This window comes from Pseudomonas sp. CP4, assembly GCF_047758505.1.
Lineage (GTDB): Bacteria > Pseudomonadota > Gammaproteobacteria > Pseudomonadales > Pseudomonadaceae > Aquipseudomonas > Aquipseudomonas fluorescens_AO.
Window position 1 is genome coordinate 2,108,419 of the sequence record NZ_CP180489.1, and the last position, 24,536, is coordinate 2,132,954.

General features: G+C 60.7%; 24 protein-coding genes. 9 read left to right on the forward strand and 15 right to left on the reverse strand.

The genetic code is table 11. The features are described from left to right. Window positions 1–111: 111 nt before the first annotated feature. The 10 genes from ACMYUN_RS09495 to ffh all read right to left on the reverse strand — a co-directional run bounded on the left by ACMYUN_RS09495 (window position 112) and on the right by ffh (window position 10,322). Window positions 112–1,485, reverse strand: coding sequence for a transporter substrate-binding domain-containing protein (locus tag ACMYUN_RS09495; RefSeq protein WP_415763559.1), 1,374 nt, complete (start codon window positions 1,483–1,485; stop codon window positions 112–114). Between the two features lie 120 nt (window positions 1,486–1,605). Continuing rightward, window positions 1,606–3,015, reverse strand: a complete 1,410-nt coding sequence (thrC, locus tag ACMYUN_RS09500; RefSeq protein WP_415763560.1) for a threonine synthase — start codon at window positions 3,013–3,015, stop codon at window positions 1,606–1,608. A 106-nt stretch (window positions 3,016–3,121) separates the two neighbouring features. Next, window positions 3,122–4,426: a homoserine dehydrogenase gene (locus ACMYUN_RS09505; RefSeq protein WP_039759108.1), complete on the reverse strand. Its 1,305-nt coding sequence runs from the start codon at window positions 4,424–4,426 to the stop codon at window positions 3,122–3,124. A 131-nt stretch (window positions 4,427–4,557) separates the two neighbouring features. Beyond that, window positions 4,558–5,289: a bifunctional protein-disulfide isomerase/oxidoreductase DsbC gene (gene dsbC / locus ACMYUN_RS09510; RefSeq protein ID WP_039759111.1), complete on the reverse strand. Its 732-nt coding sequence runs from the start codon at window positions 5,287–5,289 to the stop codon at window positions 4,558–4,560. A gap of 366 nt (window positions 5,290–5,655) precedes the next feature. Further along, window positions 5,656–6,552, reverse strand: coding sequence for a site-specific tyrosine recombinase XerD (xerD, locus tag ACMYUN_RS09515; RefSeq protein ID WP_415763561.1), 897 nt, complete (start codon window positions 6,550–6,552; stop codon window positions 5,656–5,658). Between the two features lie 187 nt (window positions 6,553–6,739). Beyond that, entirely contained in the window at window positions 6,740–7,090 is a 351-nt protein-coding gene (rplS, locus tag ACMYUN_RS09520; RefSeq protein ID WP_003175895.1) for a 50S ribosomal protein L19, read from the reverse strand. A gap of 45 nt (window positions 7,091–7,135) precedes the next feature. Then, window positions 7,136–7,846 carry a tRNA (guanosine(37)-N1)-methyltransferase TrmD gene (gene trmD, locus ACMYUN_RS09525; RefSeq protein WP_231507574.1) on the reverse strand — a complete coding sequence of 237 codons (711 nt, stop codon included), beginning with the start codon at window positions 7,844–7,846 and terminating at the stop codon, window positions 7,136–7,138. A gap of 44 nt (window positions 7,847–7,890) precedes the next feature. Beyond that, window positions 7,891–8,427 (reverse strand): ribosome maturation factor RimM, encoded by a 537-nt coding sequence (rimM, locus tag ACMYUN_RS09530; RefSeq protein WP_016771538.1) that lies wholly within the window; start codon window positions 8,425–8,427, stop codon window positions 7,891–7,893. A gap of 5 nt (window positions 8,428–8,432) precedes the next feature. Continuing rightward, window positions 8,433–8,684, reverse strand: a complete 252-nt coding sequence (rpsP, locus tag ACMYUN_RS09535; RefSeq protein ID WP_003185073.1) for a 30S ribosomal protein S16 — start codon at window positions 8,682–8,684, stop codon at window positions 8,433–8,435. A 261-nt stretch (window positions 8,685–8,945) separates the two neighbouring features. Continuing rightward, entirely contained in the window at window positions 8,946–10,322 is a 1,377-nt protein-coding gene (gene ffh / locus ACMYUN_RS09540; RefSeq protein WP_007967791.1) for a signal recognition particle protein, read from the reverse strand. 210 nt (window positions 10,323–10,532) lie between these two features. Between ffh and ACMYUN_RS09545 the strand changes: the two genes are divergently transcribed. From ACMYUN_RS09545 to ACMYUN_RS09555, 3 genes are all read left to right on the forward strand, one after another. Next, on the forward strand, window positions 10,533–11,345 hold the full coding sequence (locus ACMYUN_RS09545) for an inner membrane protein YpjD (RefSeq protein WP_016771539.1): 813 nt from the start codon (window positions 10,533–10,535) through the stop codon (window positions 11,343–11,345). A 12-nt stretch (window positions 11,346–11,357) separates the two neighbouring features. Then, complete coding sequence (locus ACMYUN_RS09550) at window positions 11,358–12,599, forward strand: CNNM domain-containing protein (protein WP_415763562.1); 1,242 nt, start codon at window positions 11,358–11,360, stop codon at window positions 12,597–12,599. Between the two features lie 232 nt (window positions 12,600–12,831). Further along, window positions 12,832–14,148 carry an MFS transporter gene (locus ACMYUN_RS09555; protein WP_310406655.1) on the forward strand — a complete coding sequence of 439 codons (1,317 nt, stop codon included), beginning with the start codon at window positions 12,832–12,834 and terminating at the stop codon, window positions 14,146–14,148. A gap of 112 nt (window positions 14,149–14,260) precedes the next feature. On the opposite strand, the gene purT is transcribed toward ACMYUN_RS09555, so the two are convergent. The 5 genes from purT to ACMYUN_RS09580 all read right to left on the reverse strand — a co-directional run bounded on the left by purT (window position 14,261) and on the right by ACMYUN_RS09580 (window position 17,540). Further along, window positions 14,261–15,442, reverse strand: coding sequence for a formate-dependent phosphoribosylglycinamide formyltransferase (gene purT, locus ACMYUN_RS09560; protein ID WP_024011715.1), 1,182 nt, complete (start codon window positions 15,440–15,442; stop codon window positions 14,261–14,263). Window positions 15,443–15,542: 100 nt separating this feature from the next. Beyond that, on the reverse strand, window positions 15,543–16,010 hold the full coding sequence (locus ACMYUN_RS09565; RefSeq protein WP_016771544.1) for a VUT family protein: 468 nt from the start codon (window positions 16,008–16,010) through the stop codon (window positions 15,543–15,545). 154 nt (window positions 16,011–16,164) lie between these two features. Next, a complete protein-coding gene (locus ACMYUN_RS09570; protein WP_039759143.1) occupies window positions 16,165–16,380 on the reverse strand; it encodes a DUF1289 domain-containing protein in 216 nt (71 codons plus the stop codon). Beyond that, window positions 16,377–16,901, reverse strand: a complete 525-nt coding sequence (locus ACMYUN_RS09575; RefSeq protein ID WP_115986558.1) for a gamma carbonic anhydrase family protein — start codon at window positions 16,899–16,901, stop codon at window positions 16,377–16,379. The genes ACMYUN_RS09570 and ACMYUN_RS09575 overlap by 4 nt, the downstream gene beginning before the upstream one ends. 39 nt (window positions 16,902–16,940) lie before the next feature. Then, complete coding sequence (locus ACMYUN_RS09580) at window positions 16,941–17,540, reverse strand: CoA pyrophosphatase (RefSeq protein WP_016771547.1); 600 nt, start codon at window positions 17,538–17,540, stop codon at window positions 16,941–16,943. A 147-nt stretch (window positions 17,541–17,687) separates the two neighbouring features. Between ACMYUN_RS09580 and ACMYUN_RS09585 the strand changes: the two genes are divergently transcribed. The 6 genes from ACMYUN_RS09585 to ptsP all read left to right on the forward strand — a co-directional run bounded on the left by ACMYUN_RS09585 (window position 17,688) and on the right by ptsP (window position 24,527). Next, window positions 17,688–18,239, forward strand: a complete 552-nt coding sequence (locus ACMYUN_RS09585; RefSeq protein ID WP_039759148.1) for an NUDIX hydrolase — start codon at window positions 17,688–17,690, stop codon at window positions 18,237–18,239. 76 nt (window positions 18,240–18,315) lie between these two features. Then, a complete protein-coding gene (locus ACMYUN_RS09590; protein ID WP_024011712.1) occupies window positions 18,316–18,831 on the forward strand; it encodes a L,D-transpeptidase family protein in 516 nt (171 codons plus the stop codon). A gap of 282 nt (window positions 18,832–19,113) precedes the next feature. Next, window positions 19,114–19,845 carry a GntR family transcriptional regulator gene (locus ACMYUN_RS09595; RefSeq protein WP_016771550.1) on the forward strand — a complete coding sequence of 244 codons (732 nt, stop codon included), beginning with the start codon at window positions 19,114–19,116 and terminating at the stop codon, window positions 19,843–19,845. Between the two features lie 24 nt (window positions 19,846–19,869). Then, window positions 19,870–20,976: an N-acetylglucosamine-6-phosphate deacetylase gene (gene nagA, locus ACMYUN_RS09600; RefSeq protein WP_122880355.1), complete on the forward strand. Its 1,107-nt coding sequence runs from the start codon at window positions 19,870–19,872 to the stop codon at window positions 20,974–20,976. Continuing rightward, window positions 20,957–21,979, forward strand: a complete 1,023-nt coding sequence (locus ACMYUN_RS09605) for an SIS domain-containing protein (RefSeq protein ID WP_415763563.1) — start codon at window positions 20,957–20,959, stop codon at window positions 21,977–21,979. Before nagA ends, ACMYUN_RS09605 begins: the two co-directional genes overlap by 20 nt. 34 nt (window positions 21,980–22,013) lie before the next feature. Beyond that, a complete protein-coding gene (gene ptsP / locus ACMYUN_RS09610) occupies window positions 22,014–24,527 on the forward strand; it encodes a phosphoenolpyruvate--protein phosphotransferase (protein ID WP_415763564.1) in 2,514 nt (837 codons plus the stop codon). The last annotated feature ends 9 nt before the right edge of the window (window positions 24,528–24,536 follow it).

Here is a 24,536-nt window from a genome sequence, read left to right on the forward strand (position 1 = left end):
CCTCTGGAGCGATCATCGCGGACTCTCACCGCAGTTGTCGTCCACTCTAGGGCAGGCGTCTTAAGCCTCCCATCAGAAAAGTAGTCGCGTCTTGCAGGACATTTCCCTTCTTTATTGCAGACATCGGCAGCCGCTCTCGGTCCGGCGCTGGGTGATGTCGGTCCAGCCGCCCAACAAGCCGCGCAACTTGCCGTCGCCGCTGTAAAAAGGCACGGTCCACTGATAGACCTCTCGAGGCCCGCCATTGAATAGCAACTGGCGCTTGCTGAAGCGCGATTTGCGGGTCTGCAGCTGCGCGATGAATTCGTCGTGCAGCATCCGCGCGGTGGCTTCGGGAAATGCGTCAACCTCGATCAGCAAACGCCCCTGCATCTGATCCAGGCGCACCGACAGCGCTTCTTCGTAACTGCGGTTGCAGATGATCAGACGCCCCTGCAAATCGCGTACGAATACAGGGTCTGGCATGGAATCGATCAGAGCATGCTGAAAGGCCAGTTGATCACCCAGCTCCTTTTCCGCTTCACAGCGCAACTTGATCACCGCCGCCAGGCGTCTGTTCCATACCAACGACAGTATTCCGAACACACCGATCACCCCCATCGCCCAGCATGCCCACTCGACCAGCCGCTCCCAGAGGGACGGCACCGGTGGCGGCGAGATGCCTTCAAGCCATTTGAGACGGATCGCCCGCAACTCGGCAGCCGGGAAAGCTTCCAGCGCCTTGTTGAGAATACTCAGCAGCTGCGGCATGCCTTTTCGCACAGCCAGATGATCGGCTTCCCACTTGCCTTCTACCAGTCCGCCGACCTTGAGCATGCCCAACGGATAAAGCTGCGCGCCGATTTCGTTTTCTATGGTCGCATAGGCTTCACCGCTTTCCACCAACGCTCGCGCTTCGGCGTAGGTCTTCACCGAACGAATTTGAATCGACGGGTAATCGCGCCGAATCACGTCCTCCAGAGCATGGCGGGCGGGTAAAACCACAACGCGCTTGGCCAGCTGTTCGAAGGACTCCACCCTTGGGGTGTTGGCATGTCCGACAAAAACCCAGCCGGCACCTCCGAAAGCATGACTGAAATCCAGAAAGGTCTTGCGATCATCACTCATGGCCAATGTCGTACTGATGTCCGCGACCCCGCTTTGCAGACGTTCAAGCATATGATCGGTAGAGAACGACTCCTGATGCTCGAATTGCAGGCCCGTCATTGCACTGACGCGTTTGAGCACATCGTTGTTCAGGCCGCTCCATTGGCCGTGTTCGTCCTGAAACAGGTACAGCGGATATTGCACCGATGCCACCGTCACTCTGGGGTTGTCGCGGATCCACTGCCGCTCTTGCGCATCCAGCTCGACAGCCGCCACGTTGACCGCGGCATTGGCCTGATCGAGTGCCATCTGCGCCGCCACGCCGCTGTGCATCCATCCCAGCACCGCCAACAAAAACAACCAGCCCAGTGCCGGTTTCAAACCTCTGTAAAACAGCATTGCCATTTCCTTCGTGATCGACTCACCCGTCCTTCGTGGGTGAAAACCCGAGCAGTGTGGCAGCAGAAACAAAAAAGCCCGTCAGGAGACGGGCTTCAAAATGTGACAGCTTTTACTGGCTTAGAGTGGCTTGCCTCGGTTGCCGTGCTGACTGACAAAGGCTTGCACGGCTTTCAGGTCGTTTGGCAGCACGGTGCAGCGCTCGTTTCGCTCAAACAAATCAGAAAGATGTGCAGGTAGTTCGAGCGCTTTTCCTACACCCGCTTTCTCCACTGCCTCGGGAAACTTCACCGGATGGGCAGTGCCCAGAATCACCATCGGAATGTCCAGACTGCGACGGCACTCGCGCGCAGCCTTCACGCCGATGGCAGTGTGCGGATCAAGGACTTCACCGCTCTGCTCGTAGACGTCGGCGATGGTTTCGCAGGTCTGCGCATCGTCCACCGCCAGCGAGTCGAACAGCTTGCGCGCTTCGGTCCAGCGCTCTTGTTCCACGCTGAAGCTGCCATCCTTTTTGAACGAGTCCATCAAACCGGCAATCGCCGCACCGTTGCGACCGTGCAGGTCGAACAGCAGACGCTCGAAGTTCGACGAGACCATGATGTCCATCGACGGCGACAGCGTGGCGTGCAGGGTTTCCTTGACGTACTGGTTGCCGCTCATGAAGCGGTGCAGGATGTCGTTGCGGTTGGTGGCGACGATCAACTGGTTGATCGGCAGGCCCATGTTGCGTGCCAGGTAACCGGCGAAGATGTCGCCGAAGTTGCCGGTCGGCACCGAGAACGACACCGAGCGCGCCGGACCGCCCAACTGCAGCGCGGCATGGAAGTAGTAAACGATCTGGGCCATGATCCGCGCCCAGTTGATCGAGTTCACCGCCACCAGACGCGTGCCTTTGAGGAAGCTCTGGTCGGCAAAGCTGTTCTTGACCATTTCCTGGCAGTCGTCGAAGTTGCCTTCGATGGCGATGTTGTGGATGTTCTCGCCGAAGATCGTCGTCATTTGCCGACGCTGTACTTCCGACACACGCTGGTGCGGGTGAAGGATGAAGATGTCGACGTTTTCGCAATGCTTGCAGCCTTCGATGGCCGCCGAACCGGTATCACCGGAGGTGGCACCGACAATCACCACGCGCTCGCCGCGCTTTTCCAGCACGTAGTCGAGCAGACGGCCGAGCAGTTGCAGGGCGAAGTCCTTGAACGCCAGGGTCGGTCCGTGGAACAGCTCAAGCACCCATTCATTACCGTTCAACTGACGTAGTGGCGCAACGGCGCTGTGGGCGAACACGCCGTAGGTTTCTTCGAGGATCTTCTTGAAATCGGCATCCGGTATGCTGCCGGTAACGAACGGGCGCATCACCCGGAACGCCAGTTCGTGATACGGCAGGCCGGCCCAGGAAGCGATCTCTTCCTGAGTGAAACGTGGCAGATTTTCCGGGACGTACAGACCGCCGTCGGTCGCCAGACCAGCCAGCAGGACCTCTTCGAAATTAAGGGCCGGGGCCTGGCCGCGAGTACTGATATAACGCATAGGGGCAAACCTTTGGTTTGAGCTGCAAGCTACGAGCTACAAGCTTCAAGTAAAAGCCGGACTGCTTTTTCTTGCCGCTTGCAGCTCGAAGCTCGCAGCTGCTTTTTTAGTTCAAATGTTCGACACGGATCCGTACAACCGGGCCATCGACGCCAGCCAGTGCTTCCAGCGCGGTGATCGCATCGTTGATACGCTGCTCGACCACGCGGTGGGTCAGCAGGATCATCGGCACGAGGCCGTCATGCTCTTCGACTTCCTTCTGCATGATCGATTCGATATTGATGCCGCGCTCCGACAGGATGCTCGCCACCTGAGCCAGTACGCCCGGATGATCCTTGGCGTGAATGCGCAGGTAGTAAGCGCTTTCGCAGGCTTCGATCGGCAGGATCGGATGCGCCGACAGCGAGTCCGGCTGGAAGGCCAGGTGCGGCACACGGTTTTCCGGGTCGGAAGTCATCGCGCGGACGACGTCGACCAGGTCGGCGATCACCGACGAAGCGGTCGGCTCCATGCCAGCGCCGGCACCGTAGAACAGCGTCGAACCGGCGGCGTCACCGTTGACCATCACTGCGTTCATCACGCCGTTGACGTTGGCGATCAGGCGATCGGCCGGAATCAGCGTCGGGTGCACGCGCAACTCGATGCCGGCGTCAGTGCTGCGCGCCACACCGAGGTGCTTGATGCGATAGCCCAGCGCTTCGGCGTAGTTGACGTCGGCAGTGGTCAGCTTGGTGATGCCTTCGGTGTATGCCTTGTCGAATTGCAGCGGAATGCCGAAGGCAATCGACGCCAGAATGGTCAGCTTGTGCGCGGCATCGATGCCTTCGACGTCGAAGGTCGGGTCGGCTTCGGCATAACCCAGTGCCTGCGCTTCGGCCAGCACGTCTTCGAACGTACGGCCCTTCTCGCGCATTTCGGTGAGGATGAAGTTGCCGGTGCCGTTGATGATCCCGGCAACCCAGTTGATGCGGTTGGCGGACAGGCCTTCGCGGATCGCCTTGATCACCGGAATGCCACCGGCCACCGCTGCTTCGAACGCCACGATCACGCCTTTCTCGCGTGCCCTGGCGAAAATCTCATTACCGTGAACGGCTATCAGCGCCTTGTTCGCGGTGACCACATGCTTGCCATTCTCGATGGCCTTGAGTACCAGCTCGCGGGCAACGGTGTAGCCGCCCATCAGCTCTATGACGATGTCGATCTCAGGGTTCGTGGCCACTTCGAAGACATCGTTGGTAATCGCAATACCGGTCGTCTGGAACTGAGGCTTTGGCGTGCGCGTGGCAATTTGTGCCACTTCGATTCCACGCCCGGCACGACGAGCAATTTCCTCGGCGTTGCGCTGAAGTACGTTGAAGGTACCGCCACCGACGGTCCCTAACCCACAGATGCCTACTTTGACCGGATTCACTGTGAACTCCCCATGAAACGGCCGACACAGGGTCGGCCGGAAAACAACCGCGTGCTCGCGGCTCTCTGTTGATGGCCCGGCGCTGTTACTGCCGGACCACGATCGTCAACGGTTGCCCGTGACGATGCGAATTACTTCGCGCCAAGCGCCAGTTTGGCGACTTGTGGCGCCGGCTGGTAGCCCGGAATGACCTGGCCGTCAGCCAAAACGATGGCCGGTGTACCGTTCACGCCGATCGACTGACCGAGGGCGAATTGCCTGGAAACCGGGTTATCGCACTTGGCGGCCTTGATTTCCTTGCCATCGACCATTTTGTCCATGGCGGCTTTCTTGTCCTTGGAGCACCACACAGCTTGCAGCTGCTCGTCACCCGGCGAATTCAGGCCCTGGCGCGGGAACGCCACGTAGCGCACTTCGATGCCGCGCTTGTTCAGCTCGGGCACTTCGGCATGCAGTTTGTGGCAGTACGGGCAGGTGGTGTCGGTGAACACGGTGATATGCGATTTGGTCTCGCCCACGGCCGGGTAGACCACGGTTTCGGCCACCGGGATGGCATTGATCAGTTTGGAAATGCCCAGGCGTTCGGTCTTTTCGGTCAGGTTGACCGGTTTGCCATTCGCGAGCTGATACAGGTTGCCCTGCACGATGTACTGGCCATCGGCGCTGGCGTACAGCACGCGGCTGCCTTTGAGTTTGACTTCGTACATGCCAGGCAACGGGCTGGCACTGATACTTTCGACCGGAACCTCGAGTTCGAGTTTTTCCAGGCTTTGACGAATGGCTTTGTCGGCCGCGTCATCGGCGACGGCAAAGGTGCTTACCAACGCAATGGCGGCGGCAGCGAAAATCTGGGTCAGACGCATGAGTACTCCTGAGGGCGGGCGTATGGAACGATCAGAACGCCCGTGCGAAACACCGGGTCATAACCGTCCATCGTGCAAACCGGCAAAGCCTAACACATAAGGTCACGGTGGCCGAATGCGCCTGTCGCCACACACTCATGTGCAACTGACACATCTTCATGCTTGTACAACTGACCCACAACCACATGTAGCTGCCACACATTATTGTGGCGAGGGGATTTATCCCCGCTGGGTTGCGAAGCAGCCCTAAACCATCCACCGCGATCTTCCAGTCAAAATCGAGCCAGCCGGGTTTGCGACTGCTGCGCAGCCTAACGGGGATAAATCCCCTCGGCACAGGTCAGTGTTTCAACATTATGGGATGTGTCAGCCGCGTGGGTGGTGTTTGGCGTGCAGGTCCTGCAATCGGGCGCGGGCGACGTGGGTATAGATCTGCGTCGTAGACAGGTCGCTGTGGCCGAGCAGCATCTGCACCACGCGCAAGTCCGCGCCATGGTTGAGCAGGTGTGTGGCGAACGCGTGGCGCAAGGTGTGCGGCGACAGCGACTTGCTGATCCCGGCGACCCTGGCCTGGTGCTTGATGCGGTGCCAGAACGTTTGGCGGGTCATTTGTTCGCCGCGCTGGCTGGGGAACAGCACATCGCTGGGACGGCCACCGAGCAACTCATTGCGACCATCACGCATATAACGCTCAACCCAGACAATCGCCTCCTCGCCCATCGGCACCAGGCGCTCCTTGCTGCCCTTGCCCATCACCCGCAATACACCCTGGCGCAAGTTGACCTGCTCCAGCGTCAGGCTGATCAGTTCGGTCACGCGCAGACCGCAGGCATACAGCACTTCCAGCATCGCCCGGTCGCGCTGGCCGATGGCCTCGCTCAGGTCCGGCGCCTTGAGCAGCGCTTCGACATCGGCTTCCGACAGCGATTTGGGCAATGGCCGGCCGAGTTGCGGCATGTCGACGCGCAACGTCGGGTCGACGCTGATCAGTTTTTCTCGCAACAGATAGCGATAAAAACCACGTACCCCGGAGAGAAATCTCGCGGTGGAGCGCGGCTTGTAGTTTTGCTCCAGGCGCCACGCCAGGTGATCAAGGATCAACTCGCGGCCGGCATTGATCAGTTCGAGATTTTTCTCCTGCAACCAGCCGTTGAACAGCGCGAGGTCGCTGCGATAGGCGTCGCGAGTATTATCGGAGAGACCTTTTTCCAGCCATAAAGCGTCGAGAAATTGATCAATCAGCGGATGGTCGATGGCAGACATGGATGCTCAGGGCAGGGCTTTTTCGCGCTGCGTGCAATTGGACAGTAAAGGGGCGTCAGTCTTTCATAGCCGGCCAGATCAAGAAACAGGCAGCTCCAATGAGCGAGGCATTTAAGATGGATCCGGTAAATCGCAGGCAACAAAAAAGCAGCCCGTAGGCTGCTTTTTTCTGCATCGGAAGCTGGGCTTAAGCCAGTTTTTCCTTGATGCGTGCTGCTTTACCCGACAGGTCGCGCAGGTAGTACAGCTTGGCTTTACGTACGTCACCGCGACGTTTGACAGCCATGCTGTCGATCTGCGGGGAGTAGGTCTGGAAAGTACGTTCTACGCCAACACCGTTGGAGATTTTACGAACGGTGAACGCACTGTTCACGCCGCGGTTACGCTTGGCGATTACAACGCCTTCGAACGCTTGCAGACGGGAACGATCGCCTTCCTTCACTTTCACCTGAACGACAATAGTGTCGCCTGGGGCGAAGGTAGGGATTTCTTTGGTCATCTGCTCTGCTTCGAGTGCAAGGATGATTTTGTTGGTCATGCTGTGCTCCTAAGGTAAATCGTTCGATCTACCATCGATACGTTGTTAACTATCGTCCCGCTCGCGGATGTATTCCTCGAGCAGCTTCTTCTCTTCTCCAGAAAGCGAGCGGCTTTCCAGAAGATCGGCGCGTCGTTCATAGGTCCGACCAAGGGACTGCTGTAAACGCCAACGCCGGATATGCGCGTGATTGCCACTCAGCAACACGTCGGGAACACGCTGATCCGCATACACCTCCGGTCGGGTGTAGTGCGGGCAATCCAGCAGACCATCCGTAAAGGAATCTTCCTCAGCGGAATCCGCATGCCCTAAAGCTCCAGGCAGCAGTCGTGTAACCGCATCGATCAGGACCATGGCCGGCAGCTCGCCGCCAGACAGTACATAGTCGCCAATCGACCACTCTTCATCGACATGAGCCTCAATAAAGCGCTCGTCAATGCCTTCGTAGCGGCCGGCAATCAGGATCAATGCATCCGATTGTGCCAGCTCGCGTACCGCCGACTGAGTCAGTTGACGGCCTTGGGGGGACAGGTAAATCACCTTCGCCGCCTCCCCGGCTGCTGCCTTGGCCTGAGCCAGCGCATCTTCCAGGGGCTTGATCTTCATCACCATGCCCGGACCACCGCCAAACGGGCGATCGTCCACAGTGTGATGCCGATCCGTCGTGTAATCTCGCGGATTCCAACAGGTCAGCTGCAAGAGCCCCTGTTTGACCGCACGACTGGTGATGCCGTAATCGCCAATGGCGGAAAACATCTCGGGAAACAAACTGATCACTTCTACGCGCAAATTAGCCACGTCTAGAAGTCCGCGTCCCAATCCACCTTCATCTCGCCCGCTTCCAGGTCGACGGCCAACACGCATTGCTCCGTATAGGGCAACAGGCGTTCGCGATCATCCAGGCTGCCAGCGCAAGGCTTGACGACCATTACATCATTGGCGCCGGTTTCCAGAAGATGATCGATTTTCCCGAGCAGTTGCCCAAGGGTGTCGATGACCTTCAGACCTTCCAGCTGGTACCAGTAGTACTCGCCTTCGGTCAATTCAGCGAACAGGTTGCGCGGCACGCAGATCTCATAACCGGCCAGAAGACGAGCTTCTTCACGATCATCGAGACCCTTGAGCTTGGCGACCAGGAACTTGTCGCTCCCGCGTCCACTGACCAGCTCGACCTGTTTGACGTTGCCTTCGCGCTTGAGCGTCCAGGTTTTGTACTGCAACAGGTTTTCAGTCGGATCAGTAAAGGAATAAACCTTCACTTCGCCGCGAACGCCATGAACAGAATAGATTTTGCCAATAACGATCAAATCATCGGCAGGGGCTGGCGTCGCGTTCATATTGCTCAGGCCGCAGCCTTGGCAGATTCCTTCAACAACTGAGCAACACGCTCAGAAGGTTGTGCACCAACGCTCAGCCAGTAGGCAACGCGCTCTTGGTTCACGGACAGACGAATTTCCTGACCACGGGCAACAGGGTTGAAGAAACCAACCTGTTCTTTGTGGGAGCCGTCACGCGGGTTACGCGAGTCGGTTACGGTCAGGTGGTAAAACGGGCGCTTTTTGGAGCCGCCAAGGGCAAGACGGATTGTTAGCATGTGAACATCGTTCCTGTAGTCGGTGCTGCAAATCTAAATGCACAGCGGGCATGGGTGCCCGAAAGGCCGCATATTCTAAGGAATATCCGGACTTTTGCAAATGACTTTTTCCGGCGCCCATGGCATGCCGTGCAGATTTGCATAGAGAGCCGTCGATAAAAACGGCCAGTCAGCTCCCGCCGAGTGCGGGTTTGCTGTTGATCCTGCGGCCTTGCAGGGTCTGCGCCGGTGCGACGACCGGCGAAGTCTTGGTGTCCTGTCTCACATTTTCGGCATGCCGCCGCCGGGCAACATACCGCCCATGCCGCGCATCATTTTTGCCATACCGCCCTTAGCGGTGAATTTCTTCATCATCTTCTGCATCTGCTTGTGCTGCTTGATCAAGCGGCCGATGTCCTGCACCTGCGTGCCGGAACCCATGGCGATCCGGCGCTTGCGCGAACCGCTGATCAGCTCAGGGTCGCGGCGCTCGGCCGGGGTCATGGAATTGATGATGGCTTCCATCTGCTTGAACTGCTTCTCTGCGGCGTTCTGGGCATTGCCCATCTGCGACAGATTGACGCCGCCGATGCTCGGCAGTTTGTCCATGAGCCCGCCGAGGCCGCCCATGTTCTTCATTTGTTGCAACTGATCGCGGAAGTCTTCGAGATCGAAGCCCTTGCCCTTTTTCAGCTTCTTGGCAAGTTTGTCGGCCTTGTCCTTGTCCAGCGTCGCTTCGGCCTGTTCGATCAGGCTGAGCACGTCGCCCATGCCGAGGATCCGCGAGGCGATACGCTCAGGGTGGAACGGATCGAGCGCTTCGCTCTTCTCGCCCATACCAATGAACTTGATCGGCTTGCCGGTGATGGCGCGCACCGACAGTGCGGCACCGCCACGGGCGTCGCCGTCGACCTTGGTCAGGATCACACCGGTCAGCGGCAGCGCGTCGCCGAAGGCCTTGGCCGTGTTGGCGGCGTCCTGACCGGTCATGGCGTCGACCACGAACAGGGTTTCGACCGGGTTGATCGCGGCGTGCAGCGCCTTGATCTCGCCCATCATCTCTTCGTCGATGTGCAGACGACCGGCGGTGTCGACGATGACCACGTCGATGAATTTCAGTTTGGCTTCTTTAATAGCCGCATTGGCGATGTCGACCGGCTTCTGGCTCAGGTCGGACGGGAAGAACGTCACGCCGATGTCGTTGGCCAGGGTTTCCAGTTGCTTGATCGCCGCCGGACGATAGATGTCCGCCGAAACAACCATGACCGACTTCTTCTTGCGCTCTTTAAGGAAGCGCGCCAGTTTGCCGGCAGTGGTGGTTTTACCCGCGCCCTGCAGACCGGCCATCAGGATCACGGCTGGCGGAACGGCACTCAGGTTGAGGTCTTCGTTGGCCGCGCCCATCAGGCTTTCGAGTTCGGCCTGGACGATCTTCACGAACGCCTGGCCCGGCGTCAGGCTGCGCGACACCTCGGTGCCGACAGCGCGCTCCTTGACCGAATTGACGAAGTCCTTGACCACCGGCAGTGCGACGTCAGCTTCGAGCAACGCCATGCGCACTTCACGCAGGGTGTCTTTGATATTGTCCTCGGTCAGCTTCGCCTTGCCGGTGACATGGCGCAGCGTCTGCGAGAGACGGTCGGTTAAGTTTTCAAACATTGCGCGATCCTTTCAGGCCCTGTACGAACCGGGATAATGGCGGCCCAGACCGGAATCAACATGTGCTCGGCGAGCCTGCGGCGTGGGCAGGTCGCGGATTATAGCGAAGACTGCGGCCGGCGGACACCTCGCCGTCAGCTTGCGGAGTCTTTCGTGCCGTGGCGGTTCTATGCCAAACTCAGCGCCTTTCGGGCTCGCCTAACAGGATTTATGCTCCCCTTGTCACCCAGTTTGCTGACCACCCTCGCCGCCGCCCTGCTCTATGCCGCTGCGACCGTCTATCAAAGCACCCGCCTGGCCACCGGCGCCAAGGCGAACAAGCGCCTGCTGGTCAGCCTCGGCGTGTTCGCCGTGCTCGCCCACGGCGCCAGCCTGCTCACGCATCTGTTGACCCCGATCGGCCTCGGCCTGGACTTCTTCAGCGCCTCGAGCCTGATCGCCGCCGCAGTAATCGCTCTGACCCTGCTCGCCTGTTCACGGATCCCCGTGGAAAACCTGCTGGTGCTGCTGTTCCCGCTGGGCGCGATCACGGTATTGCTGGCGCAGTTCGCGCCGACCGGCACGGTGCAGATCATCGACGAAGAGCCGGGCATCCTTGCCCACATTCTATTGTCGATCCTCGCCTACGGCATGTTCACCATCGCCGTGTTTCAGGCATTGCTGCTGCTGGTTCAGGACCATCAGCTCAAGCACAAGCACCCGTCCGGGCTGATCAAGAACTTCCCGCCCCTGCAAACCATGGAAAGCCTGCTGTTCGGCTTTCTCTGGGCCGGCTGGACGCTGCTGTCGCTGTCGCTGATTTCCGGCTGGCTGTTCGTCGAGAACCTGTTTGCTCAGCATCTGGTGCACAAGACCTTGCTGGCCTGTCTGGCATGGATCGTCTTCAGCGTGCTGTTGTGGGGTCGCAATCGTCTGGGCTGGCGTGGCCACAAGGCGATTCGCTGGACCCTCGCCGGTTTCTGCCTGCTGATGCTGGCGTACTTCGGCAGCAAACTGGTTCGTGAATACATTCTGCACATCTGACGGGCGGCATAAATGGACGGTTTGCCCATAGGGCCGATGCTCGCGGTATTTGTCCTGCTGATTTTATGGTCAGGGCTGTTTACCGCCGTCGAAATCGCGCAGCAACACCTGCTCGCGCAACGTATCGCCTCGCGCGCCAGCGATAAACCGCTGGCGAAGCTGAGCTTCCCGCTCGACAGCCTGATCCTCTGCAACACCCTGTGCCGCGCCCTCGCAGTGATCATCGCGACGCTGCTGGCGATTTTCCTCTGCGAAGAAAACGGCCCGTGGGCGGCCTGCCTGGGCGCCGGTGGCATCCTGTTGGTGTTCGCCGATTATTTCCCGCGCACCGTGGCCCGGCGCTATCCCGACGCCGTGCTGGCGTTGGGCAATGCCCTGCTGGCCGTGCCGATGAAAATCGTCTATCCGTTCGCATGGCTGTTCAGCCGGGTCAGCGCTCTGTTGATGACCCCGTTTACGCGCAAGGCGCAGGTGGTGCAACAGAGCGAGGACGAGTTGCCGGCCGATCACGATGATGATCACGAACATCCGGTGCGCAGCCACCCGGTATCGGGCATTCATGCGCTGGACAACATCACGGTCAACGACATTCTGGTGCCGCGCAGTGACGTCGATGGCATCAACCTCGACGATTCGATCGAAGAGATCATCGAGCAACTGCGCGAGAACAAGCGCACGCGTCTGCCGGTGTTTCACAGCGACATCAATCAGGTCGAAGCGGTGCTCAACACCCGTCAGATCGGTCATTTGCTCAGCAACGGTGGATTAACCCGCGAGGCACTGCTGGCCGCCAGCTACGAGCCCTACTTCGTCCCGGAAAGCACGCCGCTGCAACTGCAGCTGCTGAACTTCCACAAGCAGCAACGCCGCCTCGGCATGGTAGTGGACGAGTACGGTGAAGTGCTGGGCATCGTCACCCTTGAAGACATTCTCGAAGAGATCGTCGGCGAATTCGAAAGCGAGCACAGCCTCGACAACCCGCACATCCATCCCCAGGCCGACGGGCGTATGGTCATTGATGGCGCCGCGTCGATCCGCGACCTGAACAAGTGCCTGGGCTGGCATCTGCCGAGCGATGGGCCGAAGACCCTCAATGGCCTGGTCACCGAGGCGCTGGAAACCATTCCGGAAAGCGCGGTGTGCCTGAAGATCGGGCGTTATCGACTGGAAATTCTCGAAACCGAGGAAAACCGGGTGAGCAAGGTGTTGATCTGGCTGACCTCATCGGTGCCTGCTCTGGTGCCTGCTCGATAAAGCTGCATTGTTTGCGCTTGTTTGATCGTTAGCCCCCTTCCTATAATCGAGGCGCTTACCCAAGCGCCGTCGCTCCCCGTGCTTACCCGGCACTACCTGGATCCCGACCGTTTCCGCCAAAAACCGACGACTGTTCCTACTCGAAACAGCGCTCGCGCCCTACCCCACATCCCTGGGTGTTCGACCATAATAATTCGCTCCACTGGAGCTCATGACTGTCAGGGATCACCGCATGACGACCCATACCGCTTACAGCGAAACCGCGCCTGCTCCGCCGACCAATTCCGCCACGCGCGTGGCCACGGCCAGCTTCATCGGGACCGCGATCGAGTTCTACGACTTCTACGTTTACGCCACTGCTGCGGCGCTGGTGATCGGGCCGGTGTTCTTTCCGCAGACCTCCGGCACGGCGCAGATGCTTTCGGCGTTTCTCACTTTCGGCATTGCCTTCCTCGCCCGACCACTGGGCTCGGCGCTGTTTGGCCACTTCGGCGACCGCATCGGTCGAAAGTCGACGCTGGTCGCCTCGCTGCTGTTGATGGGCGTGTGCACCACCTTGATTGGCGTATTACCTGGCTACGACAGCATTGGTGCCTGGGCGCCGATTCTGCTGTGTGTACTGCGTTTCGGTCAGGGCCTGGGCCTCGGCGGCGAATGGGGCGGCGCCGCGCTGCTGGCCACGGAAAACGCGCCGAAGGGCAAACGCGCGTGGTTCGGCATGTTCCCGCAGCTCGGGCCATCGATTGGTTTTCTTGCCGCCAACGGGCTGTTCCTGACCCTCGCCATGACCCTGGATGACGAACAGTTCCGCAGCTGGGGCTGGCGCATTCCGTTTCTGCTCAGCGCGGCGCTGGTGATGGTCGGCCTGTATGTGCGCCTCAAATTGCATGAAACGCCAGTGTTCGCCAATGCGATCGCCCGTCAGGAGCGGGTCAAAGTGCCGCTGGTCGAGTTGTTCAGCCAATACTGGGCGCCGACCCTGCTCGGTGCGGCGGCGATGGTGGTCTGCTATGCGCTGTTCTATATCTCGACGGTGTTTTCCCTGAGCTATGGCGTATCCACGCTGGGTTACAGCCGCGAAACGTTCCTCGGCCTGCTTTGCTTTGCCGTGTTGTTCATGGCCGCAGCGACGCCATTATCCGCTTGGGCCAGCGACCGTTACGGGCGCAAACCGGTGCTGATCATCGGTGGCGTGCTGGCAATTCTGTCCGGATTTCTCATGGAACCATTGCTGACGCAGGGTTCGACCTGGGGCGTGGCGCTGTTTCTGTGCATCGAGCTGTTTTTGATGGGCGTGACATTCGCACCGATGGGCGCGCTGTTGCCTGAGCTGTTTCCGACGCATGTGCGTTACACCGGCGCTTCGGCGGCGTACAACCTCGGCGGGATCGTCGGAGCCTCGGCGGCGCCGTTCTTTGCGCAGAAACTGGTGGCGATGGGTGGGTTGAGCTATGTCGGCGGGTATGTGTCGGCGGCGGCGGTGTTGAGTCTGATTGCGGTGCTCTGTTTGAAGGAGACGCGCAACAACGATCTGAATCAGGTTGCCTGACCGATCGCTATCGCGGGCAAGCCCGCTCCCACAGGTCTTTTGTCGTACACAAAATTTGTGATCAACAGAGATCTCTGTGGGAGTGAGCTTGCTCGCGAATGCCGCGACGCGGTTAGAGCTCGACTACGACAGCCTGAGACGCACGGGTCGCCTTGGCACGCGCGGCCTCGATCGATTCATCCCGCGCCAGCGCCACGCCCATGCGGCGCTGGCCATTCACTTCTGGCTTGCCGAACAAGCGCAGCGCCGTGTCCGGCTCGCTCAACGCAGCGCCCAGATTGGCGAATGCAGTCTGGGTCGACTGCCCTTCCACCAGAATCACCGCCGACGCCGATGGGCCGAACTGACGGATCAGCGGCACCGGCAGGCCGAGAATGGCGCGGGCATGCAGGGCAAACTGCGACAGGTCCTGGGAAATCAGCGTCACCAGGCCGGTGTCATGCGGCCGTGGCGAGACTTCGCTGAACCACACCTGATCGCCCTTGATGAACAGCTCGACGCCGAACAGACCACGGCCACCCAGCGCTTCAGTGACTGCTTTGGCAACGCGCTCGGATTCAGCCAGGGCAATCGGGCTCATGGCCTGCGGCTGCCAGGATTCCTGATAGTCGCCTTTCTCCTGACGGTGGCCGACCGGTGCGCAGAACGTGGTGCCGCCAATGTGGCGCACGGTCAGCAGGGTGATTTCGTAGTCAAAGTCGATGAAGCCTTCGATGATCACCCGACCTTTACCGGCGCGACCGCCCTCTTGCGCGTAATCCCAGGCTTTCTGCACGTCGTCGGCGCTGCGCAGCAGGCTCTGGCCCTTGCCCGACGAACTCATCACCGGCTTGACCACGCAAGGGAAACCCAGGTCCTGAACGGCTTTGCTGTAGTCCTCGAAGGTGTCGGCGAAGTGGTACGGCGAGGTCGGCAAGTCCAGCTCTTCGGCAGCCAGACGACGGATGCCTTCGCGGTTCATGGTCAGCTGCGCCGCACGCGCGGTAGGGATCACGGTGAAGCCTTCGGCTTCCAGCTCGACCAGCGTGGCGGTAGCGATGGCTTCGATTTCCGGCACGATGAAGTGCGGCTTCTCGGCTTCGATCACTGCACGCAGAGCAGCGCCGTCGAGCATGTTGATCACGTGGCTGCGATGGGCGACTTGCATGGCCGGCGCGTTGGCGTAGCGGTCGACGGCAATCACTTCAACGCCCAGGCGCTGCAGTTCGATTACCACTTCCTTGCCCAACTCACCACAGCCACACAGCAATACGCGGGTCGCGGTTGGCGACAATGGAGTTCCGATACGGGTCATCTCAGGTCCTCAAAGGAAGCGGATCATCGAGGAAAGCCACGCAAGTGCGCTTTCCATGGGGAGAAAGCGCGGCATTTTACATGAACCCGAGGGTTTGGCTTCAGCTGGCGACAGCCTGTTTGCGATCACGCCAGGCCATGATCAGCCAGACGGCGGTGACACCAGCGAACTTGGAGGCCAGCGCGGTGATAATCACCGGCGGCGTCAAGGCGTCAATCATGCCGAAAAAAATGAAGGTATCCAGCGGAATGCTCAGCGCCGAACTGATCCACAGACGGTCGCGCAACGGCCGCTTGGTGATGCTGAATACCAGCCAGTCGATACATTCGGAGACTGCGAACGCCGTGGCACTGGCCAGTGCGATGGAAGGGTCAGAGGTGATGTAGGAAAGCACCAGTGCCGCCAGCATCGCCACGATCGCGCCATGACCGAAGCGCGTTTGCACCATGTCGCGCAGCACGAACACCAGGCCGCCCCATGCGGACCAGATGATGTCCAGGTGCGGTGCGGTGGAAAAGGCGAAGTTGATCAGCACGACGCTGCTGATGTAGGCGATGAGGAAGATCATGGGGGCGGCCTGTAAATGTGGCGCACAGGTTACTTGAGCGCTGGTATTGCGCCAATAGGTGCGGTGACAGGACCGACGTCTTCGCGAGCAGGCTCGCTCCAACAGTGGAACGCATTTTCAAGGTGGGAGCGAGCCTGCTCGCGAAAGCGGTGGTTCAGACGCCTGACTTCGCGGGAATCATCCAGACCAATCCACTCGCCTTCGCCCGTTCATGACACAACCCCAGCACCACCCGGCGCTCGTCATTGTTCATGCGGCCCCAGCGGGTGATCTCGGCGACTGTGCGCTGGCACCCGGTGCAGACATCATCCTCATCCAGCGCGCAAATATTCACGCACGGCGAGGCGACGGGTCGTTCAACAGTCGTCATTCTTCCTGCTCGACCAGATCGCGGGCGTAACGCTGCGAGTTATGCACATAGTGCGCGGCGCTGGCTTCGAGCATCTTTTTCTGCGCCTCGGTCAGTTCACGCACGACTTTGCCCGGCGAGCCCATCACCAGCGAACCGTCGGGAATTTCCTTGCCTTCGCCGATCAGCGAATTGGCGCCGATGATGCAGTTCTTGCCGATCTTCGCGCCGTTGAGAATCACCGCGTTGATGCCGATCAGGCTGTAATCGCCGACCGTGCAGCCGTGGAGCATCGCGTTGTGGCCGATGGTCACGCCGGTACCGATGGTCAGTGGATAGCCCATGTCGGTGTGCATTACCGTGCCGTCCTGCACATTGCTGTTCTTACCGATGAGGATCAGTTCGTTGTCGCCGCGCAATACGGCGTTGAACCAGACATTGGCGCCCTCTTCCAGGCGAACCTTGCCCACCAGCACGGCATTGGGCGCGACCCAACTCTGTGGATGGGTTTCGACACGGGCGTCGCCCAGGCGGTATTTCATCTTGTTTTCCTCGGGGCTCACGGCCGTTCGAACGACGGCTCAGGTATCGATAAAGCTTTTCGGCGGTCGGTGCAGGCTGATTTTGGCGTCATAGAGCAGGTTGATCAACTCGACGATCATGATCGCCGTCAGGCCCCAGATCTTGTACTCGCCGAAGCGATAGCTCGGCACGTACCAACTGCGGCCCTGATAGTCAATGCGGTGGGTATGCTCGCGCGGGTCCTTGCGGAAGAATTCCAGCGGCACGCTGAAGACGGCGGCGATTTCGGCATCATTGGGCTGGTATTCGACAAAATCGGGAATCACTCCGACATACGGCGTTACCTTGATGCCGTGCAGGGAGATCAGCGGACTCAGCGGGCCGATGACTTCGACCAGGCCCGGTGGCAGGCCGATCTCTTCCTCGGCTTCGCGCAGCGCGGTGAATATGAGGTCCGGATCTTCCGGGTCGCGGCGCCCTCCGGGGAAGGCAACTTCGCCGCCATGGGTCGAAAGCCCGCTGGCGCGCAGGGTCAGGACCAGTTCCGGTTCGTCACTGCGGGTGATCGGCACCAGCACGGCGGCTTCGGGGAAACGTGCGTCGGTCTCCAGCGTGCGCGGTGTGTGGTTGCTTACCCTATGCAGTAGCTCGTCCAGCATGAGTGTTCTCGATCGGTGCCTTGCTCCGCATCATGCACCAATCAAAGCGAGCGCCCAAGCCCCCGAAACCCGTCGTGTCGCGAAACGACAACTTGCCGACCGGCCCCGCTGCACGCCAAGATAGGCGCAGCATTCAGGAACCCGAGCATGAATTTTTGCAGCCACTGCGGTAACCCGGTCACCCAGCGCATTCCCGAAGGCGACTCGCGGCTGCGATTTGTCTGCGACCGCTGTCAGACCATTCACTATCAAAATCCCAATATCGTCGCCGGTTGCGTGCCGACCTGGGGGACGAAAGTGCTGCTCTGCCGCCGCGCCATCGAGCCGCGCCTCGGTTACTGGACGCTGCCCGCCGGTTTCATGGAAAACGGCGAGACCATCGAGCAGGCCGCCATCCGCGAAACTGCCGAAGAAGCCTGCGCGCGGGTGCGCAACCTGAGCATCTACACGTTGATCGACGTGCCGCACATCAGCCAGGTGCATGTGTTCTTCCGCGCCGAACTGGCCGATCTGCAGTACGCGGCCGGGCCGGAAAGCCTTGAGGTGCAGCTGTTCGAAGAGGCCGACATTCCCTGGGACGAGCTGGCGTTCCGCACGGTCGGGCGCACGCTGGAATGCTTCTTCGCCGACCGGCGCAGCGAGGTTTACCCGGTGCGTTCGGAGTCGATTCCGCCATTGGTGCAGCCGGCGATCACTTGAGCTTCACGGCACCCTGCCGATAACCACACCTGCATCTATCACTCTGTGTCTGCGTCATTCTTGGGGAATTGTTTCAATGCGCTGGTTGCTTGCCCTGTTGTGCCTGTCGTTCGTCAGCGTTTCGCAAGCGTCATTCGTGACCACCGTGACGCCGTCCAATACTCCACTGATCGAAAAAGTCCTGGTACTCAAATCGGCTCACCAACTGCAGTTGATTGCCGACGGCAAGCCGCTGAAGACCTATCGCATTTCTTTGGGCAAGGGCGCGAAGAAAGGCCCGAAACTGATCGAGGGCGACAAACGCACACCCGAAGGTTTCTATTGGATCGACTGGCGCAAGACCAGCGACAAATTCAATCTGTCGATGCACATCTCCTACCCGAACATCAGTGATGCCGCCCGCGCTCGCCGTGAAGGTGTCGAGCCGGGCGGTATGATCATGATCCACGGCACCCCGGACTCGGCAGACAACCCGGAGCAGTTGTTCCACACCCTCGACTGGACCGATGGCTGCATCGCCATGCGCAACGTCGACATGCGTGAAGTGTGGAACCTGGTACCGGACGGCACGATGATCGAGATTCGTCCTTAATCCCTGACCACTGGTCACCCGCAAAAAAATAAATCAAAAGATCGCAGCCTGCGGCAGCTCCTACGGGGTGATACCACTTCTCACTGTAGGAGCTGCCGCAGGCTGCGATCTTTTGCTTTTCAACGACCATCGCTAATACCACTTAAGACCACCGCCCCCTAGCCCCCCGATATTCGCGGGTTACAGGCCGTTTGCATGCGTTGACATGGTATTCAAGTGGTATTAATTTCCGTCGCACAAGCGAGCCACAACAATCCAATACTCGCGACGGAAACGACCTACATGAACGACCTCCAGACCCTACGTCCCGACGATTCCCAGCCGACGCCGCTGTACTTGCAACTGGCGCGCAATCTGGAAGCGGCGATTCATGCCGGGCAGTGGAAGGCCGAACAGGCGATGCCGTCCGAGCGCAACCTCAGCGACCAGCTCGGCATCTCCCGGGTCACCGCACGCAAGGCGCTGGAAGTCCTGCTGGAGCAAGGCCTGATCCGCCGCCTGCAAGGCTCGGGCACGTTCATCACCCCCCGCCTGGAACAACCGCTGTCGCGTCTTTCCGGTTTCAGCGAAATGCTGCGCCTGAAAGGTTTTGTGCCGAGCTCGAAATGGCTGGAGCGTGAAATCACCCTGCCGACTCACGAAGAACTGATCCGCCTCGGCCTGTCGCCCAACGACAAGGTGGCGCGCATGAAGCGCCTGCGCAAAGCCGATGACACGGTTATGGCGATCGAGATGAGCACCCTGCCCGCGTCGATCATGCCCAGGCCGCAAGCGGTGGGCGATTCGCTTTACGAATACCTCGACGGCATCGGCAAACCGATCGTCCGCGCCCTGCAGCACATCCAGGCAATCAACGCCTCGGATGAATTCGCCGCACTGGTCGGCATCGCCCCCGGCACCGCCATGCTGCTGATGACCCGGGTCGGCTATCTGGAAGACAACACGCCGATCGAAGTCACCGACACCTATTGCCGCAACGACTACTACGACTTTGTGGCAGAGCTGCGCCGCTGAGAGCGGCCCCAAGCGAGAACGAAAATGTCCGAAGACAACATCCTCACCGCCAGCGGCTGGGTTCGCGGCCGGCTGATTCACGAACACGGCAAGGTCGTGTCGATCGAGGGCGTGCCCTGCGATCCGGCGGCTAACGATCTACCCTATCTGCTGCCGGGTTTCATTGACCTGCATGTGCACGGCGGCGGTGGCAAAGACATTATGGAAGGCGCCGAAGCCTTCGAAACCATCAGCAGAACCCACGTGCGTTTCGGCACCACCTCGCTGTTGGCCACCACCATGACTGCGCCGAGCGCGGAGATCTCAAATGTCCTGAAAGAGGTAGGACAATTCTGTGAACAGCGTCCGAAAGGCGCCGCGCGAGTCCTCGGCGTGCACCTTGAAGGCCCGTACATCAACCCGGGAAAACTCGGCGCTCAACCGAACTTCGCCCACACCGCATTGATGGCCGAAGTTGAAGAATATCTGGCGCTGGCGCCGATCCGCGTCATCACCATCGCCCCGGAAATCGCCGGTCACGATGCATTGATTCGCGAACTGAGCAGCCGTGGCATCCGCATGCAGATCGGCCACACCCTCGGCAGTTACGAGGAAGGCGTCGCGGCGCTGGCTGCCGGCGCCAGCAGTTTCACTCATCTCTATAACGCCATGAGCCCACTGCATCACCGCGAGCCAGGCATCGTCGGCGCGGCGCTGGCCCACGCCAAATACGCCGAGCTGATTCCCGATCTGCTGCACGTGCATCCCGGCGCGATTCGCGTGGCCCTGCGTTCGATCCCGTGCTTGTACTGCGTCACCGATTCGACCGCCGCCGCCGGCATGCCCGACGGTGAATACAAGCTCGGCAGCCACACCGTGACCAAATGTCTGGGGGGCGTGCGTCTGCCCGACGGCACGCTGGCCGGCAGCACCCTGACCATGGATCAGGCCCTGCGCAATCTGGTGAAGATCGGTTTGCCGATCGCCGAAGCCTCGCAGCGTCTGTCGCAATTTCCCGCCGACTACCTCGGCATTACCGAACGCGGGCGCCTTGCCCCCGGCGCCTGGGCCGACTGCGTGCGGCTCGATCGCTCACTCACACTGACCGCCGTCATGGTCGAAGGAGAAGACATTGACTTCAAAAATGCTTGAAGAGGCGCTGTCCTCGTTCGAGGCCGTGCAAGCCCAACTGCAACAACTCGACGCGCCGATGATCGAGATCGCCGGGCGCCTGCGCCGGCAGCCACCGCAAGTGGCGATGACCGTCGCCCGTGGCAGCTCCGACCACGCGGCGAGTTACTTCGCCTACCTGACCATGCAGCAACTGGGCGTGCCGGTGGCCTCATTGCCGATGTCGGTGGTGACCATGCAGCAGGCGCCACTGAAAGTCAGCGGTCAGGTTGCCTTTGCGTTTTCACAGTCGGGACAGAGCCCGGATCTGGTCAACAGCCTGCGCCTGTTGCGCAAGCGTGGCGCGCTGAGCGTGTCAATGGTTAACGCTGCCGATTCGCCACTGGAAGCGGCTTGTGAATTCAGCCTGCCGCTGCTCGCCGGCACGGAAAGCAGCGTCGCCGCGACCAAGAGTTTTATCGCCACCCTCAGCGCCAGCGCGCGTTTGATCGCGCACTGGAAAGAGGACAGCGAATTGCTGCAAGCCCACGATGCGCTGCCAGAAGGCCTGCGCGAAGCGGCGAAACAGGACTGGAGCGTGGCCATCGAAGCCCTGCGCGATTGCGAGCGCCTGATGGTGATCGGCCGTGGCGCCGGTTTCGCCATTGCCCAGGAAGCGGCGCTGAAATTCAAGGAAACCTCGGCGATTCAGGCCGAAGCGTTCAGCAGTGCCGAAGTCCGTCATGGGCCGATGGCACTGATCGACGAACACTATCCGCTGCTGGTTTTCGCCCCACGCGGCGCCGAGCAGGCCGGCCTGCTGAGTCTGGCGGCGGAAATGCGCCAGCGCGGCGCCCGGGTTTTGCTCGCCGCCCCGGATGACATCAGCGAACGCGACCTGACCCTGACCCGCGCCGAACACCCGGCCCTCGATCCGATTCTGGCGATCCAGAGTTTCTACGTGATGGCCGCGGGCCTGGCCGTGGCGCGAGGCATGGACCCGGATCAGCCGCGCCATCTGAGCAAAGTGACCCGCACGCATTAAGTCCGACTGACTGCACACCTGATGAGACCCAGCCATGCCCGACAACAATAAAGAGCTGACCCTCAGCGCCCCGCTCAGCGGTCCCGTGCTGACGCTCGCCAACATCCCGGACGCGGTGTTCGCCAGTGGCGCGATGGGCGACGGCATTGCCATCGACCCGCTCAATGACACGCTGTATTCGCCCTGCGCCGGCGTGGTCATCCACGTCGCGCGCAGCAGCCACGCGGTGACCGTGCGCGCCGACAACGGCGCGGAAATCCTCTTGCACCTGGGCCTCGACACCGTTGAGTTGAATGGCGAAGGTTTCGCCATGCTGGTCAAGGAAGGCGATCGCGTCAGCCTCGGTCAGCCGCTGCTGCGTTATGACCTGGACAAGGTCGGCCAGCACTGCAAAAGCCTGGTCAGCCTGCTGATACTGACCAACAGCGCGGATTTTCAGGTGCGGCCGATCACCCTCAAAGCGGTGAAAGTCGGCGAGCCGTTGCTGCACATCATCGCGCGCAATGTGGTGGCGGCGAATACCGACATAACCGGTGGGCCCGAGGCTCGTGGTCAGGCGCGCGTCGCTCATCGCGGCGGCTTGCATGCGCGCCCCGCTGCGCTGATCCGCCAAACCGCGCAGGGTTTCAGCAGCCATTCACAGCTGCACTTCAACGGCAAATCGGCGCCGTGCAACAGCCTGATCGGTTTGATGGGGCTGGCCATTGGTGAGCAGGATGAAGTGCAGGTCAGTTGTCAGGGGCCGGACGCCGATGCCGCATTGCAAGCGCTGCTCAGCGCATTGGCCACGGCGCTGCCGGACGATCATCACGCGCAAGCGCCGGTCAGCACTGCGGCGCTGAAACGCCCGGCCGAGGCTGGCGTGTTGCACGGTGTTTGCGCGGCGCCAGGGCTGGTCGCCGGGCCGTTGTTTCGCTTGAACGCGATCACTCTGCCGGCGGATGCGGGCCATCACGATCCGCTGCAACAGCAGCAGACTCTTGAAACGGCGTTGAACGCGGTGCGCAGCGAAATCGCCGCCACCCTCGCTCAGGCGAAAAAGCACCAGAACACCGACGAAGAAGCGATCTTCGCCGCACACATGGCGCTGCTCGAAGACCCGGCCCTGCTCGACTCCGCCCAGCAATTTATCGAACAAGGCACCGCAGCGACCCATGCCTGGAGTCAGTCGATCGACACCCAGTGCGACATGCTGCAAGGCACCGGCAGTCCGCTGCTGGCCGAACGCGCCAACGATTTGCGCGACCTCAAGCAACGCGTCCTGCGCGCTCTGCTTGGCGAGGCCTGGGGATACCAGGTGCCGGCCGGCGCCGTTGTTGCCGCCCATGAACTGACGCCATCGGATCTGCTGCAACTCAGCGCGCAAGGCGTCGCCGGGTTGTGCATGGCCGAAGGCGGCGCGACCTCGCACGTAGCGATTCTGGCGCGCGGCAAAGGTCTGCCTTGCATCGTCGCTTTGGGCGCGCAGTTGCTTGAGCAGCCGCAAGATCAGGCCGTTGTGCTCGACGCTGACGGCGGCCGTCTCGAATTGACGCCAAACGCCGAGCGCCTGGCTGAAGTGCAACAGGCGCAGATCAAGCGTCAGCAGCGTCGCGACAGCCAACAGGCCAAAGCCCATTTGCCCGCTGAAACGCGCAATGGCGTGCACATCGAAGTGGTCGCCAATGTCGCCTCAAGCAACGAAGCGGCAGACGCATTTGCCAACGGTGCCGATGGTGTCGGCCTGTTGCGCACCGAGTTTCTCTTCGTCGATCGCCAGACTGCACCGGACGTCGAAGAACAGCGCAGCGCCTATCAAGCGGTGATCGATGCCATGGGCGACAAGCCGGTGATCATCCGCACCATCGACGTCGGCGGCGACAAACAACTCGACTACCTGCCACTGCCGCCCGAAGCCAACCCGGTGCTCGGTCTGCGCGGCATTCGGCTGGCCCAGGCGCGGCCGGAAATTCTCGATCAGCAACTGCGCGCGCTGTTGCAGATCAAGCCGTTGTCGCGTTGCCGGATTCTGTTGCCGATGGTCACTGAGGTCGACGAACTGCTGCACATCCGCCAGCGCGTCGATGCACTGCGGCTTGAACTGCGCATTGCCGAGCGCCCGGAGATCGGCGTGATGATCGAAGTCCCCGCCGCCGCGCTGCAAGCCGAACAACTGGCCGAACACGCCGACTTCCTCTCGATCGGTACCAACGATCTGTCGCAATACACCCTGGCCATGGACCGCGATCACGCCGGGTTGGCCGCGCGGGTCGATGCCCTGCACCCGGCGTTGCTGCGTCTGATCGCCATGACCTGCGAAGGCGCGGCGGTGCACAAGCGCTGGGTCGGTGTCTGCGGCGCCCTCGCCTCCGACCCGCTGGCGACGCCAGTGTTGATCGGCCTCGGCGTCACCGAACTGTCGGTGAGCCCGGTGCAGATCGGTGAAATCAAGGACCGCGTGCGCCAGTTGCACGAAGCCGAATGTCAGCGTCTGAGCCGCGACCTGCTCAAGCTCTCCAGCGCCGCCGCCGTGCGTCACGCCTGTCATCAACATTGGCCTCTGCGCTAACAAAAACAA